The sequence below is a fragment of the Monashia sp. NPDC004114 genome, from assembly GCF_053603855.1.
This window is the reverse complement of record NZ_JBSGGK010000011.1, coordinates 166,461-176,785: the sequence shown is the minus strand read 5'-3', so window position 1 is coordinate 176,785 and position 10,325 is coordinate 166,461. Positions and strand designations below refer to the sequence as shown.

The 10,325-nt window shown below is 69.9% G+C and carries 10 protein-coding genes; 3 read left to right on the top strand and 7 right to left on the bottom strand.

Annotated elements, in window-relative coordinates:
• A partial coding sequence (locus tag ACWEOW_RS15675) for a hypothetical protein (RefSeq protein WP_452270143.1) occupies positions 1-342 on the bottom strand: 342 nt, incomplete at its 3' end.
• A 506-nt stretch (positions 343-848) separates the two neighbouring features.
• Here ACWEOW_RS15675 and ACWEOW_RS15670 point away from each other — a divergent pair.
• Entirely contained in the window at positions 849-2,390 is a 1,542-nt protein-coding gene (locus tag ACWEOW_RS15670; RefSeq protein WP_452270142.1) for an FAD-dependent monooxygenase, read from the top strand.
• 23 nt (positions 2,391-2,413) lie between these two features.
• Here the strand turns inward: ACWEOW_RS15670 and ACWEOW_RS15665 are convergent, their stop codons facing one another.
• From ACWEOW_RS15665 to ACWEOW_RS15640, 6 genes are all read right to left on the bottom strand, one after another.
• Positions 2,414-2,794, bottom strand: coding sequence for a VOC family protein (locus ACWEOW_RS15665; RefSeq protein ID WP_452270141.1), 381 nt, complete (start codon positions 2,792-2,794; stop codon positions 2,414-2,416).
• A 1-nt stretch (position 2,795) separates the two neighbouring features.
• The gene (locus ACWEOW_RS15660) at positions 2,796-3,260 is read right to left on the bottom strand and encodes a phage tail protein (protein ID WP_452270140.1); all 465 of its coding nucleotides are present in this window, start codon (positions 3,258-3,260) and stop codon (positions 2,796-2,798) included.
• A 126-nt stretch (positions 3,261-3,386) separates the two neighbouring features.
• A complete protein-coding gene (locus ACWEOW_RS15655; protein WP_452270139.1) occupies positions 3,387-3,644 on the bottom strand; it encodes a PspC domain-containing protein in 258 nt (85 codons plus the stop codon).
• Positions 3,645-3,911: 267 nt separating this feature from the next.
• Complete coding sequence (locus tag ACWEOW_RS15650; protein WP_452270138.1) at positions 3,912-4,820, bottom strand: S66 peptidase family protein; 909 nt, start codon at positions 4,818-4,820, stop codon at positions 3,912-3,914.
• Positions 4,821-4,900: 80 nt separating this feature from the next.
• Positions 4,901-6,253: a M20/M25/M40 family metallo-hydrolase gene (locus tag ACWEOW_RS15645; RefSeq protein ID WP_452270137.1), complete on the bottom strand. Its 1,353-nt coding sequence runs from the start codon at positions 6,251-6,253 to the stop codon at positions 4,901-4,903.
• A 235-nt stretch (positions 6,254-6,488) separates the two neighbouring features.
• Positions 6,489-7,172 (bottom strand): helix-turn-helix domain-containing protein, encoded by a 684-nt coding sequence (locus ACWEOW_RS15640; protein WP_452270136.1) that lies wholly within the window; start codon positions 7,170-7,172, stop codon positions 6,489-6,491.
• 167 nt (positions 7,173-7,339) lie between these two features.
• Between ACWEOW_RS15640 and ACWEOW_RS15635 the strand changes: the two genes are divergently transcribed.
• Together ACWEOW_RS15635 and ACWEOW_RS15630 are read left to right on the top strand one after the other, a co-directional pair.
• Positions 7,340-8,200 carry a hypothetical protein gene (locus ACWEOW_RS15635; protein WP_452270135.1) on the top strand — a complete coding sequence of 287 codons (861 nt, stop codon included), beginning with the start codon at positions 7,340-7,342 and terminating at the stop codon, positions 8,198-8,200.
• 256 nt (positions 8,201-8,456) lie between these two features.
• Positions 8,457-10,325, top strand: a complete 1,869-nt coding sequence (locus ACWEOW_RS15630; protein WP_452270134.1) for an ABC transporter substrate-binding protein — start codon at positions 8,457-8,459, stop codon at positions 10,323-10,325.

Sequence of the window (10,325 nt, the reverse complement as noted above, 5' to 3'; positions counted from 1 at the left end):
GACCGCGGTCAGGGTGTCGGCCAGCGCGCGCAGCTGTTGGGCCTGGCCCAGGGCCTGGCCGATGTCGGTCTCGGACAGCGACCAGGGCGAGACCCCCAACGCGTGCTGCATCGTGGCCAGCAGCGACCCGAGGGTCCCGACCAGCCCGGCCGGATCACCCCGGTCGCGACCGGCCGCGTCGCCGGGATCAGATGCGTGGCAGGGACCGGGCGCCTGCCAGCGGCCGCTGGCTGTTTCGGGCCCACCCGACTCGCCAGACCCCCTCGCACCGGTCACGAGCGCACCGGTGACGGGCGCGCCGTGGGGTGTCGTGTCGCGTTGGGTCGGGGTGCCGGTGTGCATGTCTCCAGGATAGAAGCGACCACCGACAACCGAACGCAAACGCAGTCACTGAGAGGTAAACGACCAGCGTTGTGGCTGGGCGAGGCAGCGGCTCGGCCGCCGGCTGCGGGTTGGGCTGCCGCTAGGTCTGCTGGTTCTGGTGGTGATCACCACCAGAACCAGCAGACCTCCCGGCATTGCTCATGGGGTGACCCACGACATGCACAGCGGGGGAGGTGAGCCGACGCCAGAGGGATGGAGGGGTGCCACTGCGGGCGGTCGGCAGATGAGCGGACGCGCGAGCACGGTGGGTGCGACGCCCCGGCCTCACGGCATACGTGGGCCGAGGGGTCAGGGGCCGACGAGCACGCATCGGCAGCGCGGTCGCTCGGGCGCCCCCGGGGCACGGCAATGGCAAGGAGCGCGCATCTCCTTGCCACTTCCACGATATAGCGGACCGGGGGGCTTGCGGCAAGGCACCTGTCGTGGCGCAGACTTCTCGCTTGTGCCGAGGAAGCGAGGCTGAGATGAGCGACGTGACTGTCGTCGGAGCCGGGCCGACCGGTCTGATGCTTGCGGGAGAGCTGGCGTTGGCGGGGGTGGACGTCGTGATCCTGGAGCAGCGGACGACTCCTGACCTGGTCGGCACTCGTGCCCGCGGCTTCCACTCGCGAACGATCGAGATCTTCGACCAGCGCGGGATCGCCGAACGCTTCCTCGCCCAGGGACGCACCAGCCAGGGGCTGAGCTTTGCGAACACCCCGCTCGAGATCGCCAGTCTCCCCTCGCGGCATCCGTACACGCTCGGACTCTCGCAGAGCCACGTCGAACAGATCCTCCGCGGATGGATCGAGGAGCTGGACGTGCCGATCCTCTACGGGCTCGAGGTCACCGGCTTCGCCCAGGACAACTCGGGGGTCGAGGTCAACCTCGCAGGCGGTGACACGCGGCGGACGGCATACCTGGTCGGGGCCGACGGAGGGCGCAGCGTCGTCCGCAAGGCGGCCGGCATCGAGCTCGTCGGTGCGCGGGCGACCCGCAGCCACCTGATCGCCGAGGCGCAGGTGACGAAGGAGCCGGCAACGGGCATCCGACATGACGACATCGGCATCCACGGGATCAACGTCATGGAGGACGGGCGGACGGTCGGGATCGTCGTCACGGAGCGACAGGTCGGACCGGCGACCGAGCCCACGCTCGCGGACCTCAGCGAAGCGATGACGGTCGCGTACGGCACGGACTTCGGGATCCACGATCCTTCGTGGATCTCGAGATTCACCGATGCGACGCTGCAGGCTGCGGTCTACCGCCAGGGGCGGGTGCTGATCGCGGGGGACGCCGCGCACATCCATCCGCCCACCGGAGGGCAGGGGATCGGCCTCGGGGTGCAGGATGCCGTCAACCTCGGTTGGAAGCTCGCCCAGGTGGTGAAGGGCCTCTCACCCGAGGTGCTCCTGGACAGCTACCAGGCGGAGCGGCACCCCGCCACGGCCCGGGTGCTGAGCAACGTGATGGTGCAGGCTTTTCTCCAGCGAGGGGACACACGCACCGAGGCGACTCGCGACACGTTCGCCGAGATGCTGAGCTTCGGCGGACCACGCGCGCAGCTCGCCGGGCTGCTTTCCGGGCTCGATGTCGTCTACGACGTCGGGCAGGACCTGGGGCACGATGTGGGGCACGACGTCGGCGACGGACACCCGTTGCTCGGACGCCGTATGCCGGACCTCGACCTCGCGACACTCCTTGGCCCGCAGCGGGTCTTCGACCTGCTGCACGACGCCAGAGCGGTGCTGCTCAACCTCGGCGAGCCCGGGAGCATCGACATCAGCCCGTGGGCGGACCGTGTCCACCGCGTCGACGCCGACTACGGCGGGGCGTGGACGCTGCCCGTCGTCGGAGCCGTCACCGCGCCGACCGCCGTGCTGATCCGGCCGGACGGCCATGTCGCATGGGTTGGCAACGGGACCCAGACAGGGCTGATCGAGGCGCTGACCACCTGGTTCGGACCTCCTGTCTCGGATCCCCATCGAGTGCGGACCCCGCCCAGCGCGCCAACCTCGCTCCCGTGACGTCACCGCTCTGAGGTCGCGCGTCAGAGCGGGTCGAGGCGGCCTCTGAGCAGGCAGAACTCGTTGCCCTCCGGGTCGGCGAGAACGTGCCAGGACTCCTCGCCCGTCTGGCCGATGTCCGCTGGGCGCGCCCCGAGCTTCAGGAGGCGTTCGAGCTCAGCGTCCTGGTCGCGATCCGTGGGGTTGACGTCGATGTGCAGGCGCGACTTCCCGGGCTCCGGCTCGTCCCTTCGGCTGAGGAAGATCGTCGGCTGCGGGCCGCCGAAGCCCTCGCGCGGCCCGATCTCGAGGCTGCCGTCCACTTCGCGGTCGAGCACCACGAAGTCAAGGACCTCGCACCAGAAGCGTGCCAGCATCTCGGGGTCGCGGCAGCCGAGCACGAGCTCACCGATACGGCACGCCATGTCAGTACGTCCCCTTGATGACGAAGAAGGAGCCGCGGATCGTGCCCGCCAGCCGTGACTTCTGCCTCGCGAACTTGAAGCTCGCGGCGAGCTCTTCGGGGATCTCCATGCCTTCAGAGAGCTTGAACCCGACAGCGCGCTTTCCCTCGTCCGCAATCGTGTACATCACATTGATCGACAGGCCGGACTCGTAGAAGACGTAGGCCATGCGGATTCCGTCGACCTCGAAGGCGGTCGCCTCGAGCGGTCGAGCCGCGATAACGATGTCGCGCTCCTCCCTGAGTATGCGGTTGACCCAGTCGACGGCGTCCTTCGCATCGTCGGCCGGGTCGACGGTGAAGACATGGGAGTACTTGTTTCTGAAGTACCGCGCCTCGTTGGCTCTCAGCCCGGCCAGCGCTGCCGCTACCGGCGACGACTCCAAACCGATCGTGGAGACCTCTGTGAAGTCGACGACGTAGGACATGACCACCTCCCGAACCAGGACTTGTGGTCCGAAGGCTAGCGGGCCGCACTAGACGCCGCCGAGACGCCCCGACCGTGCGGTCGGGGCGTCTCGGGTGGGAGGTGGTGAATGGAAGGGGCTGCCGGCTCAGACGGCCGGGGAGGTGTCCGACTGGGTCGGCCGGACGTCGACCTGGTCCTCGGACGGCATGAGGATCCACAGGATCGGGTAGATCAGGATCGGGCTGCCGGGCAGGAGCAGCAGGACGAGCACGAAGAGGATCCGGGCGGGCCAGGGCTCGATGCCGAAGCGGCGGCCGAGGCCGGCGACGACACCACCCAACACCCGCTCCTGCCGCGGTCGGACCAGCCCTTGCCGGGCGAACGTCTGGTGGATGTCGTTCATGATGGGAGCTTTCTGTGATCGATGGCGGGGCCTTTCCCCGACATCTCCACTCTCCTTGGAACGCGTTGCCGCGGGTATCGGGCGCCGCCCTGAAACGCCCCTGAATGCCGTCGCGCGCGACTGAGGGTCACGGCCCCCCCGCCGGTCAGGGTCGGGTCAGGGTCGGTCATCCGACGATCAGCTGGGTCAGTCGGCAACGACATCCGACGCCGGCCCGCGCAGCCGCCAGATCCAGGCGGCGCCGGGCCACATCCAGGCGCCACCGGGTCAGCGCAACGCGGCCTCGTCGAGGACGATGGTCCGGCTGGCAGTGTCGAGGGTGGCGGCCACGCCGAGCGGAAGCGTGTGGATCGACGGGCAGTGGCCCAGGTCGGTGCCCCACAGGACAGGAATGCCGAGGGGAGCGAGCCGGTCGGTCATCACCTCGCGAACCCGGTCGAGGGGCCCGCACTCCGAGAACGACCCGAGGACGATTCCAGCTGCGCCGGTGAGCCATCCGCTGCGGACGAGCTGTGTGGTGAACTCGTCCAGACGGTAAGGCTGCTCGGTCACATCCTCGATGAGCACGATGCGCCCGTCCGCCTGCGGAGCGTCCACCGTGCCGACGTTGGACGCGAGCAGGGACAGGCACCCGCCGACGATCGTCCCGTGAGCGGTGCCCTCGACGATCGGGCTCGCTTCGGGGAACGCGATCGTTGTGGTGGTCTCCGGCTCCATCAGGGTGGCCCTGAGGTGCTCTGCGCTGCGCTCGTCGAAGAACGCACTGCACGCCACCATCGGGCCGTAGAGCCCGATCCGTCCGAGCCGAGCCCAGTGCGCCGCGTGTGCAGCGGTGATGTCGGAGAAGCCGACGAGCACCTTCGGCGCCGACCGGCCGACAGCGGCCCAGTCGACGAGGTCGATCATCCGCTGCACGCCATAGCCGCCGTCCGAGCACAGCACCCCGGCGATGGACGGGTCGGTCAGCGCCCAGGTCAGGTCCTCGGCACGGTCGGCGTCGGAGCCGGCGAGGTAGTCGTCGCGGTCGCGCACATGCTTGCCCTCGACGGGGTCGAGGCCCCAGGAGCGCAGCACCTCGAGCCCGCGGTCGAGGTCCACGAGAGTGGTCGGCCCCGAGGGCGCGACCACAGCGACGCGGTCGCCGGCGGCGAGACGGGGAGGGAGTGAGACGCTCATCAGGGACTCCGGGATGTTCAGTGGTGGAGGGTGTGAAAGTGGTTGCAGGCCAGTAGAGTTCGGCAGTCGGGCGCCGTAGGTCAACAGGTCGTGAGGAAGCGGTCGAGCACCTTGCACCCGAACTGCAGGGCCGCGACCGAGACGCGTTCGTCGACGCCGTGGAACATCCCGAGATAGTCGAGGTCGGGCGGCAGCAGCAGGGGTGAGAAGCCGTATCCGGCGATGCCGAGCCGAGCGAACGCCTTGGCGTCCGTGCCGCCCGCCATGCAGTACGGCACGACGACCGCCCCCGGGTCCTCGGCCCGCAGTGCCGCGGACATGGCATCCCACGTGGGCCCGTGCGCCGGGGCGGAGACCGCCTCCTCGAAGCTGACGAACTCGCGGCGGACGTCAGGCCCGAGGACGGCGTCGATAGCCGCGAAGAAGGCGTCCTGCGTCCCGGGAAGGAAGCGCCCGTCGACCTGCGCCGTCGCGGTCCCCGGGATGACGTTCACCTTGTAGCCGGCGTCGAGCATGGTCGGGTTGACCGTGTTGCACAACGTTGCCGAGAAGAGGCGCGCGTTAGGACCGAGCCGCTCGATGGTGGCGGTGAGGTCATCGAAGTCGGGGACGAATCCGTATGCTGCACTGAGCTGTTCGATGAGCGACCTGACCACTGGAGTCGGCGTGATCGGAAACTGGTGCTCGCCGAGGCGTGCGACGCTGCGCGCGATCTTGGTGACCGCGTTGTCGGTGTTGAGCTTCGAGCCGTGCCCGGCGGTGCCGTCAGCGGTCAGTCTCATCCAGGCCGTGCCGCGCTCGGCGCAGCCCACCGGGTAGGCGCGGCGGCCGTCCGGCAGTGCGACGCTGAAGCCGCCGGACTCGCTGATCGCCTCCGTCACCCCCTCGAAGAGGTGGGCATGACGCTCGACGAGATGGTTCGCGCCGTGCTCGCCGGTCGACTCCTCATCGGCCACGAAAGCGAGCACGATGTCGCGCTCGGGACGACGTCCGGTGCGCATCCAGTCGCGCACGACGGCGATGGTCATCGCGTCCATGTCCTTCATGTCGACCGCGCCTCGCCCCCAGACCAGTCCGTCCCTGATCTCGCCGGAGAAGGGGTGCACGCGCCAGTCGTGTGCCTGCGCCGGGACCACGTCGAGGTGGCCGTGCACGAGGAGCCCGGGGCGGCTCGGGTCGCGACCGGGGATCCGGGCGACGACGTTGGTGCGGCGCGGCGCCGACTCGATGAGCGTCGGCTCGATGCCCACCTCGGACAGCCACGAGGCCACCAGCTCGGCGGCCTCCCGCTCGCCGGCGCTGACCCCGCCACCGTGGTTCGTCGTGTCGACCCGGATCAGCTCGGACGTGAGGTCTGCGACCTCGTCGGCACCGCAGACGGGGGCCGGCGCGCCAGCGGCCGGGACGACGGCGGTGGGCTCGAGAGCGGTCAAGGCGGGCTCCTGGTGCCGCCGGTCCGGCTGTGCGGGCTGGATCGACGTGAAGGTCGGGACTGGTGGTCGGGCTGGGCGGTCGGGCTGGGCGGTCGGGCTGCGCGGTCGGGCTGCGCGGTCGGGCTGCGCGGTCGGGCTGGGCGGAAGCGCTGGGCGTTGTGTGGTCGCCAGCGGTCCGGGCGGCGGGCCCTGCCGGGTCGGCGGCGGCATACGGGGGGCCCCTGCGCCGACCCCGTTAGGTGGTGTCGTGGGCGGGGGAGTACGCGGCCACCATGCGAGCGGGCTGGCTCGTCGGGTAGATGCGGTGGGGGTCGTCGCTGCGGTAGTGCAGCGAGTCCCCGGCCTCGAGCGAGTACGTGTGCCCGGCCACCTCCACGTCGTAGGACCCCTCGAGGACGAGGGCGAACTCGTCGCCGGGATGCTCGCTGACCCAGTCGTGCCCGTCGGGCTGGCCGTCGTTGAGGTGAACGACGAGCAGGCGGGCGTCGAAGGGGCTCAACGGGTAGGTCCGCCCGTCGCCGTCGGGCCAGGACTGGAGCGGCCTTGCGCGTCGCAGCACCGGGTCGTACGCCTCTCGCCGGCCGACCACAGCGCCGAGCAGCTCGGGCAGCGAGCACTGGAGCGCGGCGGCGAGCACCGAGACGCTGTCGAGCGTCGGGTTGGCGGTGCCTGACTCGATCTGGGAGAGGAACGACTTGCTCAGCCCGCTCGCGCGCGAGACCTGCTCGAGCGTGAGCCCGAGGTGCTGGCGGCGGGCCCGGGCCGCGATCGAGAGCAGCTCCGCGGTCGCCATGGGGTTGGCGACGCCCGAACGACCTGCCACACCGGTCGGACCGGTCGGACCGGTCGGACCGGTCTCATCGGTGGCAGAGGTCGGACCGGCGGGACCGGTCGGGCTCGGCTGGCTCGTTGACGTCATGATGGCGCGATGATAGACACGCGCACACCGCCCGACAAGGGATGTGACGCGTGGAGTTCACTGGCAGTGAACTCGCTGGCGCCGGCGTCGTCATCGGGCGACGCGACGCGAGGCGCCGCACACGACGTACCGCCCTACCGCCCGATCGCCCTACCCGGAGGCGTCCTATGACCAGCGGACCCGGTCACACGTCGGTCCTTCTGCTGCTCGACGACGCCGCGAAACACCTGGGCCCGGAGAGCCGCCGGCTCGTCGACGTGCTGCGCTCGGGGGCCGAGCGCGGCCCGCTCGGGCCGGCCGCCATGCTGCTCGACGAGGCCACGGTCGGCCCGGCGGTCCTGGACACGCTGCTCGAGGCCGCGGGCCTGGCCGACTACCGCGAGCTGCAGCAGCTGACCGCCGAGGAGGCCGGTCTCGCAGCACAGCCCAGGACGCGCCTGACCTCGAGCAGCGACCGCCTGCTGGCAAAGGCGGTCACCGGCGAGTCCGGCGACGCGCGGATGACACTCGAGCGTCTGGCCGTCTCGGGGGCCCTGCAGGTGGCTGCCGGAAGGCTCGTCTCGGCCCGACGCGTCCATCTCCTCACGGCGACCGGACCCCTCGGCTACGCAAGCCTTTTCGCCGACGACCTGCGTGCCTCCATCACCGACGTCGTGTCGCTCGACGGGTCGCCGCTGTCCGTGGCGGATGCTCTGGTCGACGCCCGCCGCGGTGACCTGCTGGTCGTGTTCGACGTGACGACACGGGGATCCGCGCCCGACGATGCTCGGCCGCTCGCCACCATCGACGCGTTCGTGGATGCGGGCTGCTCGCTGATCGTCATCGGCGACCGCTCGTCGTCGCCGTTGGTGCCGCGCACCGACCTGACGCTGCTGGCCGAGACCGGGCCGAGCGAACGCGGCACGAGCTCCCCGGTCGTGGCCATCACGGCCGTCGTCGGGGCACTGGTGGTCACGCGCTCCAAGGCGAGCCGGCGCCGGGTCGCGGCCCGCGCCCGCGCCGCCGAGGCGCTCCGCCCCACCCGCTGACCGCACGCTGGCCGTCGCGCCCTCCCACGCCAGGCGGTATGCCGCTCGGACTGGCGGGCGTCGGCCCGACTGTGGCGGCCGGTGCGTCTTCACAGGTCACGAATCGTACTCAAACCGTTGACCGCCCCATTCGCCGATGCTAGAAACGCTCGCACCTAAACCTGTCGAATGCTCATCGACAGTTCACCACCGGTGAACCACCGGGATGGACCATGGACGAGCGGACGGCAGTCCCCTTCACACAGGAGACGCCAGCATGAGCGTTGACACATCACGGGCCGCAGGGGCAGCCCGACCCTCCGGCGCCCACCTCCACGGGCTCCGGCGGCGTCGGGTCGGCGCGGCTCTCGCAACCGGCGCACTCGTCGGCGCCCTCGGCTTCGCCGCGGGGGTCCCGAGCGCCGCCGCGGCGACCGAGACCACCCTGCGGGTCGGGCTGTCGACCGAGATCTCGACCCTCAACCCGTTCCTTGCCTACTTCGACGGCGAGCTCAACACCTTCGGCGACATCTACCCGGCGCTGACCTCGCTCGACATCAACGGCAAGCCCGGGCCCTACCTCGCCGACTCGTGGACCACCTCCAGCGACAAGCTGACGTGGACCTTCAAGATCCACGGTGGTCTCACGTGGAGCGACGGACAGCCGCTCACGGCCAAGGACGTCGCGTGGACGTTCAACAAGATCATGACCGACGAGGCAGCGGCCACCGCCAACGGCTCGCTCGTCAGCAAGTTCGAGTCGGTGACGGCACCGGACGACACGACGGTCGTCATCAAGACCAAGTCGCCCCAGGCGAACATGCTCTACGTCAGCGTCCCGATCTCCGGCATCCCGATCGTGCCGCAGCACGTGTGGGAGAAGGTCGCCTCGATCAAGGACTTCAAGAACACGACCCTGCCGATCGTCGGCTACGGGCCGTGGCAGCTGTCGGACTACAAGGCCGACCAGTACGTCCAGTTCAAGGCGAACCCCGACTTCTTCCTCGGCGCGCCCAAGTTCGACCGGCTCATCATGACCGACTACAAGAACGGCGACGCCGCGATCGCCGCCCTCAAGAAGGGCGACATCGACAACGTCGGTGGGCTGAGCGCCACGCAGTATGCCGCCCTGTCGAAGGAGAAGGGCATCACGACGTACCAGCAGACCGGGTCCAGCTGGACCGCGGTCGAGGTCAACGTCGGCGCCCAGACGCGCTCCGGTAAGGCGATCGGCACCGGCAACCCGGCGCTCAAGGACCCCCAGCTGCGCCTCGCGATCGCCACCGCCATCGACCGGGCCCAGCTCGTCCAGAAGGTGCTCGAGGGCGCCGGGCTGCCGGGAGCGGCATACGTCCCGCCGGGACTCAGCCAGTTCGCGTGGGCGCCCTCGGCGGACAAGAAGGTCTCCTTCGACGTCGCCAAGGCCAACCAGATCCTCGATGCGGCCGGCTACACCAAGGGCGCGGACGGCGTCCGGGTCGACCCCAAGACGGGCAAGGCGCTCGAGCTGCGGCTCGGCATCCACTCCGACGACACGGATGACGCGCAGATCTCCAACTACCTGGTCAGCTGGCTGCAGCAGATCGGCATCAAGCTGACGCCGCAGGCGATGAGCTTCAGCCAGCTCAACGAGAACCTCGCCAAGGGTGACTGGGACCTGCTCATGGACGGTTGGGGCACCGGCCCCGACCCGAGCTACCTGCTCAGCATCCAGACGTGTGGCACGCTCCCGCTCGACGACGGCAGCGGTGGCAACACCGACGCGTTCCACTGCAACCCGGCATACGACGCGCTCTACGACCAGCAGGTCGGCGAGTTCGACGCCGCCAAGCGGACCGCGCTGATCGGGCAGATGCAGGACATCCTGTACGACGCGAACGCCGACATCATCCTCTACTACAAGAACCAGATGGGCGCCTTCCGCTCCGACCGCGTGGCCGACTACGTCGTCGGCCAGAAGAACGAGCAGGGCCTCTACCCGACGCAGACGACCTACTGGAGCCACAAGTCGGCGGCCCCCGTCAGCGCCGAAGAGGCCTCGAACACCGGGCTGTACGTCGGTCTCGGCATCGTGGTGCTCGTCCTGCTCGCCGGTGGCGCGATCGTCGTTGCTCGTCGCCGCGGGACCGCGGACGAGCGCGAATAG